Origin of the sequence: Streptomyces sp. NPDC087270 (assembly GCF_044744625.1) — a bacterium.
Classification (GTDB): domain Bacteria; phylum Actinomycetota; class Actinomycetes; order Streptomycetales; family Streptomycetaceae; genus Actinacidiphila.
Window position 1 is genome coordinate 258,202 of the sequence record NZ_JBIUYR010000012.1, and the last position, 19,067, is coordinate 277,268.

General features: G+C 74.0%; 18 protein-coding genes and 1 tRNA gene. 9 read left to right on the forward strand and 10 right to left on the reverse strand.

All coding sequences use genetic code 11. The annotated features are described in order from the left end of the window. Positions 1 to 104: 104 nt before the first annotated feature. Positions 105 to 407, reverse strand: coding sequence for a hypothetical protein (locus tag ACIPAE_RS24665; protein ID WP_328471271.1), 303 nt, complete (start codon positions 405 to 407; stop codon positions 105 to 107). Between the two features lie 299 nt (positions 408 to 706). Between ACIPAE_RS24665 and ACIPAE_RS24670 the strand changes: the two genes are divergently transcribed. Beyond that, positions 707 to 780, forward strand: a tRNA-Met gene (locus ACIPAE_RS24670). Between the two features lie 104 nt (positions 781 to 884). On the opposite strand, the gene ACIPAE_RS24675 is transcribed toward ACIPAE_RS24670, so the two are convergent. Further along, positions 885 to 1,214, reverse strand: coding sequence for a DUF6343 family protein (locus ACIPAE_RS24675; protein WP_402447912.1), 330 nt, complete (start codon positions 1,212 to 1,214; stop codon positions 885 to 887). A 140-nt stretch (positions 1,215 to 1,354) separates the two neighbouring features. On the opposite strand from ACIPAE_RS24675, the gene ACIPAE_RS24680 reads away from it, so the two are divergent. Both ACIPAE_RS24680 and ACIPAE_RS24685 read left to right on the forward strand, forming a co-directional pair. After that, a complete protein-coding gene (locus ACIPAE_RS24680; RefSeq protein ID WP_402447914.1) occupies positions 1,355 to 2,290 on the forward strand; it encodes a GNAT family N-acetyltransferase in 936 nt (311 codons plus the stop codon). Then, positions 2,262 to 2,861 (forward strand): DUF1349 domain-containing protein, encoded by a 600-nt coding sequence (locus ACIPAE_RS24685; protein WP_402447916.1) that lies wholly within the window; start codon positions 2,262 to 2,264, stop codon positions 2,859 to 2,861. The genes ACIPAE_RS24680 and ACIPAE_RS24685 overlap by 29 nt, the downstream gene beginning before the upstream one ends. A 110-nt stretch (positions 2,862 to 2,971) precedes the next feature. On the opposite strand, the gene ACIPAE_RS24690 is transcribed toward ACIPAE_RS24685, so the two are convergent. From ACIPAE_RS24690 to ACIPAE_RS24715, 6 genes are read right to left on the reverse strand one after another with little or no spacing between them, the layout of a single operon-like run. Continuing rightward, a complete protein-coding gene (locus ACIPAE_RS24690; RefSeq protein ID WP_402447918.1) occupies positions 2,972 to 3,670 on the reverse strand; it encodes a TetR/AcrR family transcriptional regulator in 699 nt (232 codons plus the stop codon). Continuing rightward, entirely contained in the window at positions 3,667 to 4,407 is a 741-nt protein-coding gene (locus tag ACIPAE_RS24695) for an enoyl-CoA hydratase family protein (RefSeq protein WP_402447920.1), read from the reverse strand. The genes ACIPAE_RS24690 and ACIPAE_RS24695 overlap by 4 nt, the downstream gene beginning before the upstream one ends. Before the next feature lie 13 nt (positions 4,408 to 4,420). Beyond that, positions 4,421 to 5,611 (reverse strand): acyl-CoA dehydrogenase family protein, encoded by a 1,191-nt coding sequence (locus ACIPAE_RS24700; protein WP_402447922.1) that lies wholly within the window; start codon positions 5,609 to 5,611, stop codon positions 4,421 to 4,423. Positions 5,612 to 5,649: 38 nt separating this feature from the next. Then, positions 5,650 to 7,818 (reverse strand): acetyl/propionyl/methylcrotonyl-CoA carboxylase subunit alpha, encoded by a 2,169-nt coding sequence (locus tag ACIPAE_RS24705; RefSeq protein WP_402447924.1) that lies wholly within the window; start codon positions 7,816 to 7,818, stop codon positions 5,650 to 5,652. A 13-nt stretch (positions 7,819 to 7,831) separates the two neighbouring features. Then, positions 7,832 to 9,415: a carboxyl transferase domain-containing protein gene (locus ACIPAE_RS24710; RefSeq protein WP_366413969.1), complete on the reverse strand. Its 1,584-nt coding sequence runs from the start codon at positions 9,413 to 9,415 to the stop codon at positions 7,832 to 7,834. After that, a complete protein-coding gene (locus ACIPAE_RS24715) occupies positions 9,412 to 10,218 on the reverse strand; it encodes a TIGR03084 family metal-binding protein (protein WP_402447926.1) in 807 nt (268 codons plus the stop codon). Before ACIPAE_RS24715 ends, ACIPAE_RS24710 begins: the two co-directional genes overlap by 4 nt. Before the next feature lie 233 nt (positions 10,219 to 10,451). Here ACIPAE_RS24715 and ACIPAE_RS24720 point away from each other — a divergent pair, with 233 nt between their 5' ends. The 4 genes from ACIPAE_RS24720 (at position 10,452) to ACIPAE_RS24735 (ending at position 13,406) form a co-directional block, all read left to right on the forward strand. Next, positions 10,452 to 10,616: a hypothetical protein gene (locus ACIPAE_RS24720; RefSeq protein WP_402447928.1), complete on the forward strand. Its 165-nt coding sequence runs from the start codon at positions 10,452 to 10,454 to the stop codon at positions 10,614 to 10,616. Between the two features lie 144 nt (positions 10,617 to 10,760). Next, positions 10,761 to 11,315 (forward strand): HAD family hydrolase, encoded by a 555-nt coding sequence (locus tag ACIPAE_RS24725; RefSeq protein WP_366414299.1) that lies wholly within the window; start codon positions 10,761 to 10,763, stop codon positions 11,313 to 11,315. A 129-nt stretch (positions 11,316 to 11,444) separates the two neighbouring features. Then, a complete protein-coding gene (locus ACIPAE_RS24730) occupies positions 11,445 to 11,723 on the forward strand; it encodes a hypothetical protein (RefSeq protein ID WP_402447930.1) in 279 nt (92 codons plus the stop codon). A 45-nt stretch (positions 11,724 to 11,768) separates the two neighbouring features. Beyond that, positions 11,769 to 13,406, forward strand: a complete 1,638-nt coding sequence (locus tag ACIPAE_RS24735; RefSeq protein ID WP_329363256.1) for an ABC-F family ATP-binding cassette domain-containing protein — start codon at positions 11,769 to 11,771, stop codon at positions 13,404 to 13,406. Between the two features lie 122 nt (positions 13,407 to 13,528). Here ACIPAE_RS24735 and ACIPAE_RS24740 read toward each other — a convergent pair whose 3' ends face one another. Next, positions 13,529 to 14,515, reverse strand: coding sequence for an aldo/keto reductase (locus ACIPAE_RS24740; RefSeq protein WP_329373752.1), 987 nt, complete (start codon positions 14,513 to 14,515; stop codon positions 13,529 to 13,531). A gap of 256 nt (positions 14,516 to 14,771) precedes the next feature. Between ACIPAE_RS24740 and ACIPAE_RS24745 the strand changes: the two genes are divergently transcribed. Next, positions 14,772 to 15,650, forward strand: coding sequence for an AraC family transcriptional regulator (locus ACIPAE_RS24745; RefSeq protein WP_329363254.1), 879 nt, complete (start codon positions 14,772 to 14,774; stop codon positions 15,648 to 15,650). Positions 15,651 to 15,791: 141 nt separating this feature from the next. Here the strand turns inward: ACIPAE_RS24745 and ACIPAE_RS24750 are convergent, their stop codons facing one another. Next, positions 15,792 to 17,852 (reverse strand): putative Ig domain-containing protein, encoded by a 2,061-nt coding sequence (locus ACIPAE_RS24750; protein WP_402447932.1) that lies wholly within the window; start codon positions 17,850 to 17,852, stop codon positions 15,792 to 15,794. Positions 17,853 to 18,231: 379 nt separating this feature from the next. Here ACIPAE_RS24750 and ACIPAE_RS24755 point away from each other — a divergent pair, with 379 nt between their 5' ends. Then, on the forward strand, positions 18,232 to 19,047 hold the full coding sequence (locus ACIPAE_RS24755; protein ID WP_328471296.1) for a helix-turn-helix domain-containing protein: 816 nt from the start codon (positions 18,232 to 18,234) through the stop codon (positions 19,045 to 19,047). Positions 19,048 to 19,067: the final 20 nt, after the last annotated feature.

Below are 19,067 nucleotides of genomic sequence, written 5' to 3' on the forward strand. Positions count from 1 at the left end.
GGGTCGCGCGCCCCGCCGCATCCCGGACCCGGCGGGTCCGCCGAGCAACTCGCCACGCCCGCAAAGGAGTTCGCGCCCGCAGGGAAGTGCGGGGCCCGCGGCTGCTACCGGCCGCGCCCCGCGACCGCCCAGGACGCGGCGGCTATGCCCCCGGCCACGGCGAACACGGCCGGCCAGGCGCCGACCTTCTTCGCGAGCGGGTGCGCACCCGCGAACGCCGCCACGTAAGCCCCCGTGAGGGCCGCCGCCGGCACCGCGCCGGTGCTCCGACGCCACTCGCGCGCCGCCACCACGCCGGCCGCGGCCAGCGCCACACCGCCCAGCTCGCGCCGCTTGGTCCACCGGGCCACTCCGTAGCCCCCGATCAGTCCGGTCGCCGCCACGGCACTCGCGTTCACCCCGGCCATCACGCCCTCCTTCATCCCGCTCGCCAACTCCCGCGACCGCGCCGCGGGCCCGCTGATCTTCGACTCCCTGAGATTAACCCGCGGCCCCTCCCGCCCGCCGAAGGGCCTGTGGATAACTCCTCGTTCCCTGATCCCTTCGGCATTTCCGCGATCCCCTCGGCAATTCCGCGCGCCCGCCCGCATCCGCAACCCGCCGCATCCGGTCCACCACTCACCGTGTCCATACGTGCCCGCCGCACCGCGCCGGGGGGAATGGATTTGGCGCCCGGGCATCCACCCCGTAAGGTGGTGTTCACCGACGCGGGGTGGAGCAGCTCGGTAGCTCGCTGGGCTCATAACCCAGAGGTCGCAGGTTCAAATCCTGTCCCCGCTACGAATCGAAGGGCCCGGCACTCAGTGCCGGGCCCTTCGAGCGTGGACGGCCCCGCCCCGTTGCGCCCCCGGCCCCCCGGTCATCCGGTGCCGCGCCGCCCGGGCTCACCGCCGCGTGGCCCCGTGGAAGTGGCGGGTCTCGACCGGCTTCTCGACCGGCGGACCGGGCGACTCCTCGGGGTCGACCGGCGGATTGGGCGGCTCGTCCCGGCCGGGCTGGTAGCGGGCGCCCTGCCGCATCCGGTAGCGGACGACGAAGATGTCGCCGACCGCGACCAGCGCGACGAAGGCGCACAGCCCCGCCCAGCCGGGCAGGTTCACCAGCGCGAAGCCCACGGCCGCGCCCACGCCCCACACCACCCCGAGCAGCGCGAAGGTGAGCCGCAGCCGGAGCGCGCTGCGGGCCTGCATCGGTTCGTATCCGCTTCTGGGCACGGTGCTCGCCTCCTGAAGCGCGTGCCACCCCCCGCACCTTCCAGGGTCCACCCGTCGGGCCCGTTCCGGACCGTCCGGGCCCGACGAGAGTGCCGAAAACCAGGGCGGCGGCCCGTACCGGCCGCGTAGGGTGCGGCAGCATGGTGGCGATCAGGGACTACGAGCCCGCCGACGCCCACGCTCTGTGCGCGCTCTTACGCGCCGAGGAGCCGTACCAGGTCACCACGCCCAGGAGCGTGCACGCGCAGGCGACGGCCATGCCGGCCAGGCAGCGCTGCCGGCTGCTGGTCGCGGTGGACGGCGAGCGGATCGTCGGGTGCGCCCGGGCGGGGCTGTTCGCCGACGCCGAGGACGCGGGCGCCGCCTTCGTGAACCTCAACGTCGCCGCCGCAGACCGCGGCCGCGGCACCGGCCGGGCGCTGCTGGCCGCCGCCGAGACGCACCTGGACGCGATCGGAGCGACCGCGTGCTTTGCCTGGGCGCACCCCGACCCGGCGTGCGAGAGCTTCGCCACCGCGCACGGCTACCGCCCCGGCCGCGAGGCACGGTTCCTGCGCCTGGACCTGTCGCCCCGCGGCCCGCTGCCGGCCCGCCCGCGGCTGCCGCGCGGCGTGCTGCTGCTGCCGGCCGTCGCGTGGGAGCGCGACCCGCGGCCACTGTGGCGGACGGACGTGGAGTGCTTCGGCGACGAACCGGGCGACGTCGCCGCCGACCGCCTCAGCTACGCGGACTGGCGCGCCCTGAACTGGGACCGGCCGGACTTCGACGCCGACCTGAGCACGGTCGCGGTGGTGGACGGCGAGGTCGCCGGGCTGGTCATCGCGCAGACCGACGGCGCGCGGCACTACGCGTCCGGCGGCACCGGAATCCGCCGCCCCTTCCGCGGCCGCGGCCTGGCCAAGGCCGCCAAGGCCCAGTCCCTGTACCTGGCCCGCGCGAAGGGCTATCGCGAGGCCACGACTGCCAACGACGACGGAAACGCGCCTATGCTCGCGATCAACATCTGGCTCGGCTACCAACTCTGCGGCTCAGAACGGCGGTACATACGTGACCTCGCCCCTCCCCGTCCCGCGTGACCTGCCCTGGTCGCAAGGAGAATGGCTCAACCCGCCCGCGGACGTCGCGGTCGACGGCACCGACCTGCTGGTCACCGCCCGCTCGGGCAGCGACTTCTGGCGCACCACGAGCTACGGCTTCGTGCACGACGACGGCCACGCCCTGCTCACCGACTTCCCGCCCGGCACCGCCGTTGAGGTCGGCTTCCACGCCGACTTCACCGAGCTGTACGACCAGGCGGGCGCCCTGGTCAGGGTCGACGCCTCGACCTGGATCAAGGCGGGCGTGGAGATCTCCGACGGCCTGCCGCAGCTCGGCGCGGTCGTCACGCACGGCACCTCGGACTGGTCGCTCGCCCCGGTCCCGGAGTGGGCGGGCCGCGAGGTGACGATCCGGGTCAGCAGGTCGGGCGACGCGGTGACGGTACGGGCCCGCTGCGAGCACGAGCCGTGGCGGACGATCCGGGTGGCGTGGCTCGACCCGGACGCCAAGGCGCGGGCCGGGCTGCTGTGCTGCGCGCCGGAACGGGACGGGATGACCGTGCGCTTCACCCGCATGGCCACCGGCCCCGCTGACACGTCCCTGCACTGACACGTCCCTGCACTGACGCGGACCCGTAACGCGGCGGGACCGGTAGCGCGGCGGGACCGTACCGCACGGGGCGGGTGCCGGCGGGTGGGCCACGGCCGGGGTGGTCCGCCTCACGCCGCCGGGGGCCGCAGCACCGCGTCCAGCGTCCGCGACCACTGCCGGACGATGCCGGCCCGGCGCGCCGAGTCGTCGCTGAGCAGGTTGGCCAGGCCCAGGCCGCGGGCCATGTCCAAGGTGGCCTGCACGGCCTCCCGCACCCCGGGCACCGACTCGTCCGCGGCCAGGAACTCCACCGCGAGCCGGTGCGCCTCCCGGCCGATCCGGGCCTCCAGCGCGGCCACCGGGGTCCGCAGCGCCGGTTCGTCGGTGGCCGCCACCCACAGGTGCAGCGCCGCGCGGAAGAGCGGCCCGGTGTGTACGGCGACGAGCATGTCCACCACGGCGTAGGTACGGTCCTGGCCGCTGCCGGGCAGCGCGCGGGCACGGGCGCGTACGGCCGCCAGCCACTCCTCGGCCATGTGCGCGATCGCCGCGGTGAACAGCTCCTCGCGGGTGCGGAAGTGGTGCTGCGCGGCGCCCCGGGTCACCCCGGCCCGGGCGCACACCACGGCGACGGTGCTGCCGGACCATCCGTGTTCGGCGAGGCAGGCGACGGCGGCGGACAGGATGCGCTGCCGGGTGGCGCGGGCCCGGTCCTGCTTGGGCTCGCGGTCGGCGGGTTGGCGGTCGGCGAGTTCGCGTTCGGCGGGCTCGCGCTTGCCGGGTTCGTGTTCGCCGGGTTCGCGTTCGGCGGCCGTCCTGTCGCTCACAACGCCCATGGCGGGTCCCGTCGTTCGAGGAACGCCCGCACGCCCTCGGCGGCGTCCGCGGACTCGAAGAGCCGGTGGCTGAGGTGCGCCATCGTCGGCGCGTCGGCGCCCAGCCGCTTCAGCAGCGCCGCCGCGGTCAGCTCCTTGGTCGCGGCCAGGCCCTGCGGCGAGGCGGTGCGCAGGCCGGCGAGGATGCCGTCGAGTGCGTCCTCCCACGCGGTGACCAGCCCGATCCTGATCGCCTCCGCGGTGTCGAAGCGCTCGCCGGTGAGGAAGTAGCGGGCCAGGGCGCGCTGGTCGCCCGCGGCCAGCACCGGCATCGAGGCCACCGCGGGGGCGAGCCCGAGCCGGGACTCGGTGAAGGCGTAGTCGGCGCCGGCGGTCGCCACCGCGATGTCGCAGGCGGCCAGCAGCCCGAGCCCCCCCGCCCTGACGTGCCCGCGCACCTGGGCCACCACCGGCTTCTTCAGGGTCGCCATCCGCCGCATCAGGTCCGCCAGTTGACGCGGTCCCTGCCGGACCCGGCGGTCCTTGAGGTCGGCGCCGGAGCAGAAGGTGGTGCCGGTGTGGGTGAGCAGCACCGCGCGGACGCCGTCGTCCTCGCCGGCCCGCCCCACCTCCGCGGCCAGCCCGTCGAGCAGGTCGGCGGACAGGGCGTTGCGGTTGTGCGGGGAGTCGAGGGTGAGGACGGCGATGCCCCGATCGAGGTGCCGGTGGACCAGCGGCGCTGTTGCCACGTACGGACTCCTGTCAGTAGGACTTGGGCAGGCCCAGCGTGTGGTGCGAGACGAAGTTGAGGATCATCTCGCGGCTGACCGGGGCGATGCGGCCCACCCGGGACGCGGCGAGCAGGGTGGCGAGGCCGTACTCGGCCGTCAACCCGTTGCCGCCCAGGGTGTGTACGGCCTGGTCGACGGCTTTCGCGCCGGCTTCGGCAGCAGCGTACTTGGCCATGTTGGCGGCCTCGCCGGCGCCCATGTCGTCGCCCGCGTCGTAGAGATGGGCGGCCTTCTGCATCATCAACCGGGCCAGTTCCAGCTCGATATGGGCCTGCGCGAGGGGGTGGGCGATCGCCTGGTGCGTGCCGATCGGGGCCTGCCAGACCTGCCGGGTACGGGCGTACTCCACTGCCTGGGACAGGGCGTAGCGGCCCATCCCGATGGAGAACGCGGCGGTCATCACCCGCTCCGGGTTGAGCCCGGCGAAGAGCTGGAGCAGCCCGGCGTCCTCGTCGCCGACCAGCGCGTCGGCGGGCAGCGCGACGTCGTCGAGGAAGAGCTGGAACTGCTTCTCCGGCGCGGCCAGTTCCATCTCGATCTGCTTGAACTCGAAGCCGGGGGTGCCGCGTTCGACGATGAACAGGCACGGCTTCAGCTTTCCGGTGCGGGCGTCGGCGGTGCGGCCGACGATCAGGGTGGCGTCGGCGATGTCCACCCCGGAGATGAAGACCTTGCGGCCGGTGAGCAGCCAGCCGCCGGTGTCCGGGTCGCGGCGCGCGGTGGTGGAGATCCGGTGCGAGTTGGAGCCGGCGTCCGGCTCGGTGATGCCGAACGCCATCCGCAGCGAGCCGTCGGCCAGGCCGGGCAGCCAGCGCTCCTTCTGCGCCCGCGTGCCGAACCGGGCGATCACGGTGCCGCAGATCGCCGGCGACACCACGAGCAGCAGCAGCGGGCTGCCGGCCGCGCCCAACTCCTCCAGCACGATGGACAGTTCGGCCAGCCCCTGGCCGCCGCCGCCGTACTCCTCGGGCAGGTTCACCCCGAGGTAGCCGAGCCTGCCCGCCTCCTGCCACAGCTCGTCCGGCTGCCTGCCGGCCCGGACGGTCTCGGTGAAGTACGTCCGGCCGTAGCGGCGGCCGAGCGCGCCCACCGCCGAGCGCAGCGCGCGCCGCTCGTCGCTCTCCAGCAGTGCGCGGTCGAAGGGGGTGGCATCGGTGCTCATGGTCGCTGTTCCTCCCGGTACGTGGGTGGTGGCGCGGTTCACGGTGCCTGCTCCGGTGCGCCGCCGTCCTCCTTGACGACGGCCAGTACGGTGCCGGGTTCGACCTGGCGGCCCACCACGGCGGTCAGTTCGGTGAGCGTGCCGGCGGCGGGTGCGGTGACCACGTGCTCCATCTTCATCGCCTCCAGCCACAGCAGCGGCTGCCCGCGCTCCACCCGGTCGCCCGGCGTGAAGCGGCCCAGCCGGACCACGGTGCCGGGCATCGGCGCCCGCAGCGAGCCCGGTGCGACCTGCTCGGCGGGGTCGGTGAAGCGGGGCAGCGCGGTGAGCGCGGCGCCGCCGGCGGGCGTGTCGACGAAGACCCGGTCGCCGTAGGCCGCCACCTCGAACGTCCGCCGCACATCGGCGACTTCGAGCACCACGCGGTCCGGCGCGGCCGACACGAGCACGACGTCGTCGTGGCCCTCGGCGGTCAGGCCGTCGCGGGTCAGGCGGTAGCGGACCTCGTGCTCGGTGCCGGAGGGCTCGGCGCGGAAGCGCTTGAGCTGGGGCTGCGAGGGGAGGTTGCGCCAGCCGCCGAGGAGAGCGGCGACCGGGGTGGGGCGGGCCGGGGGAGGGGGCGCCGGCGCCGTACGGCCGGCCGCGTCGGCGAGCGCGGCGGCCAGTGCGGCGAGCCGCTCCGGATCGCCTGCCGCCTGTCCGGGCTCCCCGGTCAGCTCGGCCAACCGCCGCTCCAGGAAGCCGGTGTCGAGCCGGGCGGCCGCGAAGTCCGGGTGGCGCAGGATGCCCACCAGCAGGTGGCGATTGGTCAAAGGCCCGTGGATACGGGCGCGTTCGAGGGCGTGGGCCAGCCGGCGGACGGCCTCGGCGCGGGTCGGCGCCCAGGAGATGACCTTGGCGAGCATCGGGTCGTAGTGCACGCCGACCGTGTCCCCGCCGGTCACCCCGGAGTCCAGTCGCAACCCCGCGTCGCGGCCCGGAGGCAGCGTGAACTCGGCGTCCACGTCGGGCAGTTCGAGCCGGTGCACCGGGCCCGCCTGCGGTTGCCAGCCGCGCGCCGGGTCCTCGGCGTACAACCGCGCCTCGACGGCGTGTCCGCGCGGCCGCGGCGGCTGCGGAGGCAGCGCGGCGCCCTCGGCGATCCGGATCTGCCACGCCACCAGGTCCAGGCCGAAGACGCACTCGGTGACCGGGTGCTCCACCTGGAGGCGGGTGTTCATCTCCAGGAAGTACGGCCGTCCGTCCGCGCCGACCAGGAACTCCACGGTGCCGGCGCCCTCGTAGCCGATCGCGCGGGCCGCGCGGGCCGCCGCGTCGTGCAGGGCGGCGCGTACGGTCGCGGGCAGGCCGGGCGCCGGGGTCTCCTCGACCACCTTCTGGTGCCTGCGCTGCACCGAGCAGTCCCGCTCGCCCAGCACCCACACCGTGCCGTGCGCGTCGGCCAGCACCTGCACCTCGATGTGCCGGGCGCCTTCGGCGTACGGTTCGACGAACACCTCGCCGTCGCCGAAGGCCGCCGCCGCCTCCGCCCGGGCTGCCGTCAACTCCTCCTCCAGCGAGGCGAGTTCGCGGACCACGCGCATGCCGCGCCCGCCGCCGCCTGCCGCGGCCTTCACCAGCACCGGCAGGTCGGCGGCGGTGACCCGGGCCGGGTCGAGCGCCGCGAACAGCGGTACCCCGGCCGCCGCCATCAGCTGCTTCGCCCGCGTCTTCGAGCCCATCGCCGCCACGGCCCGCGGCGACGGCCCGATCCAGGTCAGCCCCGCGTCCCGCACGGCCGCCGCGAACTCCGCGCTCTCCGACAGGAATCCGTACCCCGGGTGCACCGCGTCCGCGCCCGCCGACAGCGCCGCCGCGACCACCGCGTCCCCGCGCAGGTAGGTCTCGGCGGCCGCCTCGCCGGGCAGCCGGACCGCCCCGTCCGCCTCCCGTACGTGCGCCGCGTCCGCGTCCGGGTCGGAGTGGACCGCCACGGTGCCGATGCCCAGCACGCGGCAACTGCGCAGCACCCGGCGGGCGATCTCGCCCCGGTTCGCCACGAGGAGGACCCGGATCGGCCCGCGTCCCTCGGGTGCCGGGCCCTGCGCCGGGTCCGCTTGCGCCGGTGCCGAATCCTTCCGAGCCGGGCCCTCCTGTGCCGGGCCCTGCGCCGAATCCTTCCGCGCCGGGCCCTCCTGCGTACGCGCCTGCGCCTGCTCGTTGCTCATCGGGTCCAGCTCCTCACATCCGGAAGACGCCGAAGCCGCCCCGCGCGCCCTCGACCGGGGCGTTGTGGATGGCGGACAGGCACAGGGCCAGGACGGTGCGGGTGTCGCGCGGGTCGATGACGCCGTCGTCGTAGAGGCGGCCGGACAGGAACATCGGCAGGGACTCGGCCTCGATCTGCTGCTCGACCATGGCCCGCAGCGCGGCGTCGGCGTCCTCGTCGTACGCCCGGCCCTTGGCGGCGGCGGACTGGCGGGCGACGATGGACAGCACCCCGGCGAGCTGCGCGGGGCCCATGACCGCGGACTTCGCGCTCGGCCAGGAGAAGAGGAAGCGCGGGTCGTAGGCGCGGCCGCACATGCCGTAGTGGCCGGCGCCGTAACTCGCGCCCATCAGCACCGAGATGTGCGGCACCCGGGAGTTGGAGACCGCGTTGATCATCATCGCGCCGTGCTTGATGATGCCGCCCTGCTCGTATTCGCGGCCGACCATGTAGCCGGTGGTGTTGTGCAGGAAGAGCAGCGGGATGTCCCGCTGGTTCGCCAACTGGATGAACTGCGCGGCCTTCTGTGACTCCGCGCTGAACAGCACCCCCTGGGTGTTGGCGAGGATGCCGACCGGATAGCCGTGCACCTCGGCCCAACCGGTCGCCAGGCTCGGCCCGTACAGCGGCTTGAACTCGTCGAACGCCGAGCCGTCCACCACCCGGACGACCACCTCGCGCGGGTCGAACGGGGTGCGCAGGTCGCCCGGCACGATGCCGAGCAGGTCCTCCTCGTCGAAGAGCGGCGGGCGTGGGTCCGGGCGCGGATCGGGGCCCTGCTTGCGCCAGTTGAGCCGGGCCACCACCCGGCGGGCGGTGCGCAGCGCGTCCGGCTCGTCCAGCGCGAAGTAGTCGGCGAGGCCGGAGACGCGGGCATGCATGTCGGCGCCGCCCAGCGACTCGTCGTCGCTCTCCTCGCCGGTGGCCATCTTCACCAGCGGCGGCCCGCCGAGGAACACCTTGGAGCGCTCCTTGACCATGATCACGTGGTCGGACATGCCCGGTACGTACGCCCCGCCCGCCGTGGAGTTGCCGAACACCACCGCGACGGTGGGGATGCCGGCCGCGGACAGCCGGGTCAGGTCGCGGAAGAGGGCGCCGCCGGGGATGAAGATCTCCTTCTGGCTGGGCAGGTCCGCGCCGCCCGACTCCACCAGGCTGATCACCGGCAGCCGGTTGGCGAAGGCGATCTCGTTGGCCCGCAGTGCCTTGCGCAGCGTCCACGGATTGCTCGAACCGCCGCGCACCGTCGGGTCGTTCGCGGTCACCAGGCACTCCACGCCCTCGACCACGCCGATTCCGGTGACGATCGAGGCGCCGGTGGTGAAGTCGCTGCCCCAGCCCGCCAGCGGCGACAGCTCCAGGAACGGCGTGTCCGGGTCGAGCAGCGACTCGATCCGCTCCCGCGCGGTCAGCTTGCCCCGCCCGCGATGCCGCTCGACGTACTTCGGGCCGCCGCCGGCCAGCGCCTCCTCGTGCGCCGCCGCGACCTCCGCCAGCCGCTCCAGCATCACCGCCCGCCGCTCGTCGAAGTCGGCGCCCCGCAGCGCGTTCATGCCGCACCGCCGTCCGCCGCCGCCCGCCCCTTGCCGGGCGGCCCCGCGAACGCCTGCGCCACCGACAGCCACGCGTCCGCGTCCGCGCCCCGCGCGCGCACCGCCGTGTCGTCGCGGTGCCGCCGCCGTACCGCCAGCAGGCAGAAGTCCAGCGCGGGACCGGTCACCCGCTGCTCCGCGTCCGGCGGTCCATACGTCCACAACTCGCCGTCCGGAGAGGCCAGTTCGACGCGGAACGGCTCCGCGGGCGGCGTCAGCCCGTGCACCGAGAAGGCGTAGTCCCGGGCCCGCACCGCGATCCGGGCGACGTGCCGCAGCCGCGCGGTCGGCTCCCGCCGCACCCCGAGGGTGTCCGCCACGTCCTCGCCGTGCGCCCACGTCTCCATCAGCCGTCCCGTCGCCACCGACGCGGTGCTCATCGGCGGCCCGTACCAGGGGAACCGCGCCTCCGGCGGCGCCGCGGCCAGCACCTCCAGCAGCAGCCCCCGCCCGTTCCGCCAGCGCGCCAGCAGCTCCCCGTACGGCTCCGCCGCACCCGCCGCGGCGCCCTCCGCCACCGCCGTGCCCAACTCCACCGCGCCGCGCCCCAGTTCCGCCGTGAACTGCGCCGGGTCCCGCACCGCCAGCAGCGCCCGCCCGTCCGTCCAGGCCAGATGCGCGATCTGATGCGCCACCGTCCACCCCTCCGCGGGCGTGCCGGCACCCCACTCCCGCGCCCCGAGCCCCGCGACCAGCCCGTCCAGCGCGTCACCCTCCGCGCGGAGATCCTCCAACACGGCGCGTACTGCCTGCGGATCGGCCACGGCCACTCCTCGACGAGCGAAGCCCACGGAACTGACAGGACGGTGCTCCACGAGGGTGCCAGCGGCACCCGAAACATTCAAGCGCGCATGCATTTTTCGGGAGCGGCTTCTTCCGAGGAAAGACCGGCGCGCGGCCGGCGTGCACCGGGGAATCCACGGGCAGGTACCGACAGCGGCGGACCGCGGCGAGGCCGAGGGCCGGGAAGAGGGGGCGCGGGGTGGCGATTCGCGGGGTGCTGTTCGACGTGGACGGCACGCTGTTCGACTACGCGGCGTCGGAGGAGGCCGGGTTGCTCGCCCACCTCGCGGCGGAGCCGCCAGGCCGTGTTTTGGAAGTCCCGCCTGGCCCGTGGCGCCTGGCACGCACGCTCGCTGCGTTGTCGGGCTTGTCCGAGTAGGCCCACTACGAGGACAACCCTCCGCCTTGCGATCGCACGCACCAGACGCCACGGGCCCCGCCCTTTGGGCGGACGGCGCTACTTCCAAAACACGGCCTAGACGGGTTCCGGTCGCCCGCGGACGCGCTCGCGCGCTGGCGGGAGGTGACGGCGGAGGAGTACGGACGTTTTCTGGCCGGCGAGTTGAGCTTCCACGAGCAGCAACAGGTCCGGGTGCGGCGGTTCCTGGGCCGTCCCGGGCTGTCCGGCCAGGACGCCTTGGCGTGGTACGGGCGGTACGCGATGCGGCGCGACCTGCTCGGGGTGGCCTTCGACGACGCCGCGCCGGTGCTCCGCCGGCTCGCGCCGCACTACCGCCTCGGGGTCGTCTCCAACGCGGGCGCCGAGGCCCAGCGGCACAAACTCTCCTGCGTCGGGCTGCTCTCCTACCTCGGCGGCGCGTTCGTCTGCTGCGACGTGCACGGCGCCGCCAAGCCCGCGGCGAGCATCTTCCACGCCGGGTGCGCGGAGCTGGACGTGCCGCCCCACCAGGTCGCGTACGTCGGCGACGACTACGCCGTGGACGCCCTCGGCGCCCGGGACGCCGGCCTTCGGGCGTACTGGGTGCGGCGCGACCCCGGCGCCCCGGACTCCCCGCCCGCCGACGGCATCCGTGTCCTGCGCACCCTCCACGACCTGCCGGCCGCGCTCCGCACCTGATCCGGCCCTACCGGCCCGGGCACTTCTCCTTCGTCTTCACGATGCGCACGGTGACGAGCGTGGAGACGTTGCAGCGCGCGGGGGAAGGCTGCTGGGAGCAGACGGTCCAACGCCCGCCCGGAGGAGCTCGTGGCGGGCATCCAGGCGGTGGCCACCGGCGAGGCCGTGGTGGCGCCGAGCCTGACCCGACGGCTGCTGGACGCCTACGCCCACCAGGTGCTCGCTGCGAACGACCCGGCCGGGGCCCAGGACCCCCGGCTGAAGGACCTCAGCGAACGCGAGCGCGAGGTCCTCGTCGCGATCGGCAACGGCTCGCCTACGACGCCGGCCTGGTCGGGTCCAGACCCTGACGGGCAGGGCAGGGCAGATCCGGGCCGGGCCGGGCAGGGCCGGGCGCGGCGGGGGTAATGGAGCGGCGGGAGCCCGGGGGGAGACGGTAAGATCCCCGGCCTGATGAGCGCGACACTTGTAGCGAAGAACCTCGCCGCCGGGCACGGCGACCGGGCACTGTTCAGCGGGCTCGACCTGGTGGTCGCCGGCGGCGACGTGGTCGGCCTCGTGGGAGCCAACGGAGCCGGCAAGTCCACGCTGCTGCGGCTGCTCGCCGGGATCGGCACCCCCGAGGACGGCTCGGTGCGGCTGTCGCCGTCGACCGGGAACGTCGGGTACCTGCCGCAGGAGCCGGACCGCAGGGAAGGCGAGACCGTACGGGCCTTCCTGGCCCGCCGTACCGGGGTCGCGGCCGCGCAGGCCGCGCTGGACGCGGCCACCCAGGCCCTGGTGGACGAGGCGCCCGGCGCCGACGACGCGTACGCGGAGAGCCTGGACCGCTGGCTGGACCTCGGCGGCGCCGACCTGGACGAGCGGGCGGAGGAGGCCGCGGGCTCGCTCGGCCTCGGGGTGGGCCTCGACGCGCAGATGCGGGCGCTGTCCGGCGGCCAGGCCGCCCGCGCCGGCCTGGCCTCGCTGCTGCTCAGCCGCTACGACGTGTTCCTGCTGGACGAACCCACCAACGACCTCGACCTGGACGGGCTGGAGCGGCTGGAGAAGTTCGTCGCGGGCCTGCGCGCCGGCACCGTCCTGGTCAGCCACGACCGCGAGTTCCTGGCCCGCACCGTCAACCGCGTGGTCGAACTCGACCTCGCCCAGCAGCAGGTGACCACGTACGGCGGCGGCTACGCGGCCTACCTGGAGGAGCGCGAGATCGCCCGGCGGCACGCCCGGGAGGAGTACGAGGAGTACGCCGACACCAAGGCGGGCCTGGAGGCCCGGGCCCGGATGCAGCGCGGCTGGATGGACAAGGGCCTGCGCAACGCCGTCCGCAAGCAGCCCGACAACGACAAGATCGCCCGCAAGGCCCGGACGGAGAGCAGCGAGAAGCAGGCCGCCAAGGCCCGCCAGACCGACCGGATGATCGAGCGGCTGGACACCGTCGAGGAGCCACGCAAGGAGTGGGAGCTGCGGATGGAGATCGCCGCCGCGCCCCGCTCCGGCGCCGTGGTCGCCACCCTGCGGCAGGCCGAAGTGCGGCGCGGCGCCTTCCGGTTCGGGCCGGTCGACCTCCAGATCGACTGGGCGGACCGGGTGGCGATCACCGGCGCCAACGGCTCCGGCAAGTCCACGCTGCTCGCCGCCCTCCTCGGCCGGCTGCCCCTGGACGAGGGGCACGCGGCCCTCGGCCCGGGCGTGGTGGTCGGTGAGATCGACCAGGCCCGCGGGCTCTTCCGCGGCGACGACACGCTGCTCGACGCGTTCCGGGCGCCCGCGCCCGACCTCGAACCCGCCGACATCCGCACCCTGCTGGCCAAGTTCGGGCTGAAGGCCGCGCACGTGCTGCGCCCCGCCGCCACCCTCTCCCCGGGCGAGCGCACCCGCGCCGCGCTCGCCCTGCTCCAGGCCCGGGGCGTCAACCTCCTCGTCCTCGACGAGCCCACCAACCACCTCGACCTGCCCGCGATCGAGCAACTGGAGTCCGCGCTCGCCTCGTACGAGGGCACGCTCCTGCTCGTCACCCACGACCGCCGGATGCTCGAGGCGGTGCACACCACCCGCCGTATCGAGGTGGCCGAGGGGCGCATCACCGAGCACTGACGCGAGCCACCGGGCGCCGGCCGGCGGGGGGAGCCGTCCGGCGCCGCGGAACGCGTCAGCGGGAGCGGGTCACCCGGTCCTCCCGGGCAGCGAGCGTGCCGGCCGCACTCGTCGGGGCGGCCTCACCAGGACGGCATCATCTCCTCCGGATACCGCGACCCGGCCGCGCCGCGCGGCAGGATCTCCCGGACCCGGGCGAGGTCCTGCGGCGTCAGGGCGACCCGTGCCGCCGAGACGTTCTCGGCCAGCCGCCGCGGGCTGCGGGTGCCCGGGATCGGCACGATGCCCTCGCCCTGCGCCAGCAGCCAGGCCAGCGCCAGTTGCGTCACCGTGATGCCCTTGCCCTCCGCGAGCGCGGTCAACTCGCGGACGGCGGCCACGTTCCGCTCGTAGTTGCCCGGCTGCCAGCGGTCGTCCCAACTGCGCATGTCGTCCGCCGGGTACTCCGCGGCCGGCTTGCCCGCACCGGTGAGGAACCCGCGGCCCAGCGGCGAGTACGGCACGAAGCCGATGCCCAACTCGCGTACCACCGGCAGCACATCGGCCTCCACGGCGCGCTCGAAGAGCGAGTACTCGGTCTGGAGCACCGACACCGGATGCACCGCGTGCGCGCGCCGGATGATGTCCGGGCCGGCCTCGCTGAGCCCGAGAAAGCGCACCTTGCCCTCGGCGATCAGCTCGCCGACGGTGCCGGCCACGTCCTCGATCGGGACGTCGGGGTCGACGCGGTGCTGGTACAGCACGTCGATCCGGTCGGTGCCCAGGTGCCGCAGGCTGTTCTCGGCCACCTCGCGGATGTGCGCGGGCCGGCTGTCGAGCCGGGTGCCGACGTGCTCCGGGTCGGTGAGGTCGAAGCCGAACTTGGTGGCGATCACCACCTCGTCGCGGAAGTCCCGTACCGCGCGGCCGAGCAGGCGCTCGTTGCTGCCGGTGCCCATGCCGTACAGCTCGGCGGTGTCGAAGAAGGTGACGCCCAGTTCCCGGGCCCGCCGGATGGTCGCGATGCCGCCGGGTTCGTCGCCCGAGCCGTACGCCATCGTCATGCCCATCGTGCCCAGCCCGATCGCGCCGACCTCCAGGCCCTGGGTGCCGAGCCGGCGCTGCGGCAGCGCCCCGCCGCCGGTCTCGCCGGTCTCGCCGGTCTCGCCGGTCCCGCCCGTACCGTCCGTGCCGCCTCCGCCGCCGGCACGCGTGCCGCTCGTCTTGCTCGTACCGTTCATCCGGTTCCGGCCGGCCGTGTCGTCCTGGCCGGTCTCGTTGCTGTGTGCCATGCCTCCACACTAGGAAGACAGCCGCTCCGGGGCATGGGGCGCTGATCGCATATTGTTGCCCGATACTCTCAACCGGATCGGAAGGAGCGCCACGGTGGACCAGCTCGCGGCGGCCGTCGCCCGGCACAGCGACGGCATGTGGTGCGACAGCGCGGTGCCACGCCTGACCGTGGTCGCCCTCGACGCACCCGTCCCGCCGGCGGACCTGCTCTACGTGCCGATGATCTGCTTCATCGCCGAGGGCGCCAAGCACTCCACCGCGGGCGAGCGGAGCTGGGGGACCCGGCGCGGCGAGATGTTCTTCAACTCGCTGATCCTGCCGGTCACCGCCGTCTTCGAGCAGTTGCCCTACCGGGCCGCGGTGATGCGGCTGGACGGAGGGGTGCTCGCCGACCTGCTGCTCGAACTGGAGGGCGCGGACCGGCGGCCGCTCGCGCCCGCGAGCCAGGACGGGCAGATCTCCGCGCCGATGACCCCGGAGATCGTGGACGCGGTCACCCGCTGGGTGCGGCTGCTCGACACCCCTGACGACATCGGCGCGCTCGCCCCCAGGATCGAGGCGGAGATCCTCTACCGGCTGCTCGGCAGTCCGCTCGGCCCGATGCTGCGCCGGCTGACCCCGGCCGACACGGCCGCCTCCCGGGTGCGCGCCGCGGCCGCCTGGATATGTGCGCACTTCCGCGAGCCGCTCACCGTCGAGGCGATCGCCGCCGTCGCCCACATGAGCCCCGCCACGCTGCACCGGCACTTCAAGGCCGCCACCGGCATGAGCCCGCTGCGCTTCCAGAAGCACCTGCGGCTCCAGGAGGCCCGTCGCCGCCTCATCACCGGCGGCACCACCGCGGTCCTGGTCGCGGAAGAGGTCGGCTACGCCAGCGCCACCCAGTTCAACCGCGAGTACCGCCGCCACTACGGCCTCCCGCCCGCCCGCGACGCCACCCGCCTGCGCCGGCGCCTGACGGCGGCCACGTGAGGGAGCCCGGGGCGCGCTCCACCCCGCGCTCCACCCCGGACGAGGCTCCCCGGACGCGGCTCCCCGGACATGGTCACGTGGCCCGGGCCGCCTCATGTGCGGCCCGGACCACGTGGTCTCGGTGCGCCGGAGCGCGGTGGATCAGCTCACGTTGACCGCCGTGTCGTCCAGCAGGAACGACGTGGCGTAGAGGGAGTCCTCCGAGCCGGTGAACTTGAGGGTGAAGGTCTTGCCGATCTGGGAGGAGACGTTGACCGTCTTCAGCACGTAGCCGCTGCTCGCGTTGACGTTGGAGTACGTGGCGAGCGTGCTGGAGCCGGCCGCGACGGTGAACTTGTCGTACGCGGTCGAACCCGTCTCGTCCGTGCTGATGTAGAGGTAGAAGGACAGGCTCGCGCTGGTGCAGGTGGCGGGGATCGTCACCGACTGGGAGAGCGTGTCGGTGTGGGTCGTGCCGTAGCCGTCGAACCACGCCTTGTAGGAGCCCGAGTGCGCCGGGGCGTCGGTGCTGTTGTCGATCACGCCCGAGGACGAGGTCCAGCCGGTGGTGCCGGACTCGAAGCCCGGGTTGCTCAGCAGCTGGGAGGCCGTGCAGCCGCCGCCCCCGCCGGAGGTGCTCACGGTCCAGCTGAAGGACGTCGAGCCGGACGCGTTGGTGCCGTCCTTGGCGGTGACCGTGACGCTGGAGGTGCCCGCGGTGGTCGGGGTGCCGGAGATCAACCCGGTGGAGGCGTTGATCGACAGGCCGGCCGGGAGGCCGGACGCGCTGTAGCTGAGGGTCTGGCCGGAGGCGGAGTCGCTGGCCTGGATCTGGAGGCTCGCCGCGGTGCCGGTCTGGGTGGACTGGTTGCCCGGGTTGGTGACCGTCACGGTGTTGCCGCCGGTCGAGCCGCCGTTGGTGAAGGCAGCGGTGCCGTTGGGCGTGCCGAGGCCGGTCGGGCCGTCGTAGCCGGGACCGGCGGTGCACAGGTAGCTGCCGCTGCAGCTGCCGTTGGAGCCGCTGGTCACGTCGTTGAGCGAGCCGGTGTGCGCGTACGGGTAGGACGCCGGGGTGGTGCCGGCGGCCGGGGTGCCGGCCAGGGCGTAGACCGAGGCGATGATCGGCGACGAGGCGCTGGTGCCGCCGTACTGCTGCCAGCCACTGGCGCCGTAGGAGTCGTAGACGGCCACGCCGGTGGCCGGGTCGGCGACCGCGGAGACGTCGGAGATGGTGCGCTTGGAGCAGCCGGTGTCGGTCTGCCAGGTGGGCTTGGCGTCGTAGGACGAGCAGCCGGAGCCGGTGCCCTCGGAGCTGGAGGTGTTCCAGACGGACTCCGTCCAGCCGCGGGTGGTGCCGCTGGCGCGGTTGAGCGCCGTGCCGCCGACCGCGGTGACGTACTTCGAGGCGGCCGGGTACTCCGCGCCGTAGCCCTCGTCACCGGCGCTGACGGTGATGGCGACGCCCGGGTGGTTGAAGTATGACGAGTCGTAGCTGGAGTCGGAGGAGGACTCGCCGCCGCCGTAGCTGTTGGAGACGTACTTCGCGCCGAGGGTGACCGCCTCGTTGACCGAGGTGCCCAGGTCGCTCATGCTCGCGCTGGTCGCCTCGACGAGCAGGATGTGGCACTGCGGGCAGACCGCGCTGACCATGTCCAGGTCGAGGGAGATCTCCCCGGCCCAGCCGGAGTCGGCGGTCGGGTAGCTGGTGCCGCCGGTCTGGTTGACCTTCTTGAAGCAGCCGTTGGCCGTGGTGCAGGCCGGCAGGCCGTACTGCGAGCGGTAAGTGGCCAGGTCCGCCTCGGCGTTCGGGTCGTCCTGGGCGTCCACGATGCCGACCGTCTGGCCGGAGCCGCCGCTCGGCAGGGCGTAGGCGCTCGTCAGGTCGGTGGGGCCGTAGCCGGACGGGGTCGCGTTCGGGGAGATGCCGAGGTGGTGCGCGACGTCGGTACGGGCCAGCGCCATACAGGCCATCTGGCCCTTGCTGGGGGTCGCGCACAGGTGCTGGGCGTCCTTGCCGGCGGCGGGGCCGACGGCCGCGGTGCCGTTGCCGCTCGCCGCGGGGGCGGCGGCGGAGGTCGTGCTGGTGGCGGGAGCCGCGGTGGCGGCGGTGGCGGCGTACATGCCGCCGGTCAGGAGCGCGCCCGCGGCGACCGCCGCGATGGTCGCGCGCCGGAAGACCCGTCTGACCGGGCCGGTACTGAGCTGCAATGAACTGCCCTCCATGGGGGGGAAATCCTGACGAGGGCGTCCATGGCCGAATATGTCAAGAGCATGACAAGCCATGCCATGGCGCGCCTGGACTTCGCGTGGCGCACGTGCACTGGTGGGGCGGAGGTGGAACGGGGGTGCGAGTGAACGGGGTGGAGCGGGCGGAAACGGGCGACACTGATGGAGCCGGTGGAATGTGTGGAGCCCGTGGAACAGGTGGAGCCGATGCCAACTTCTGTTCACTGCCACCCCGTTGAGTGGTGACGAGATGAAGGTAGTGAGGAGTATCGTCAAGGAACTACCGGGTGTTGGTAAAGGATTGCCCTCGACTTGTGCCCGAGTGTCCCCCCGGTCGCTTCCGCCGGACGATCTCCGCCGTATACGGTCGTCGTTCATGGAGACGGAGGAAGAGCCAGTCGGCGACCTGGTCGCACTGGGTCTGGCGCGCTACGAGGCCCGGGTCTACCTCGCTCTGGTCCGCCGCGAGTCCTACACCGCGGCCGAGGTCGCCCGCGAGGCGGACGTTCCGCGGCAGCGGGTCTACGACGTGCTCGACGCGCTGGTCAGGCGGCGGTTGGCCACCACCCGGCCGGGCCGGGTGGCCACCTTCTCCGCGGTCGCGCCCGAACTCGCCGTCGCCCGGCTGATGGCCCACCAGCGCGAGACCCTGGAGCGGCTGGACCGGATGTCCTCCGCGCTCACCGCCGCGCTGCTGCCGGTCTGGACCGAGGGCCGCACCCAGACCGTGCCGATGGACTACGTGGAGATCCTGCGCGACCCGAAGTCGATCGCCGAGGCGTTCGCCGACATCCAGGCGCAGGCCCGGCAGGAGCTGCTGAGCTTCTGCAAGCCGCCCTTCGTCGCCTCCCCGCTGAACGCCACCGGCATCAAGGTCGTCCGGCGGCTGCGCCGCTCCGGCGGCTCGGTCCGGGCGATCTACACCAACGAGGCGCTGGCCGACGGCGAAGTGCTGGAGAACGTGCGGAGGTTCGGCGCGGCGGGGGAGGAGAGCCGGTTCGCCGCGGAGCTGCCGCTGAAGCTGGTGGTGGCCGACGCGTCGCTCGTCCTGTGCGACATGCCCGACCCGGTGGCCGGCACCGACGCGACCACCGCGCTCTACATCGAGCACCCGGCGCTCGCCGCGTGCCTGCGGCTGGCCTTCCTCACGGTGTGGGAGGGCGCGCAGACCGTGCCGAGCGCGCTGCCCTGACCGGCGCCACGCGCCGGGCC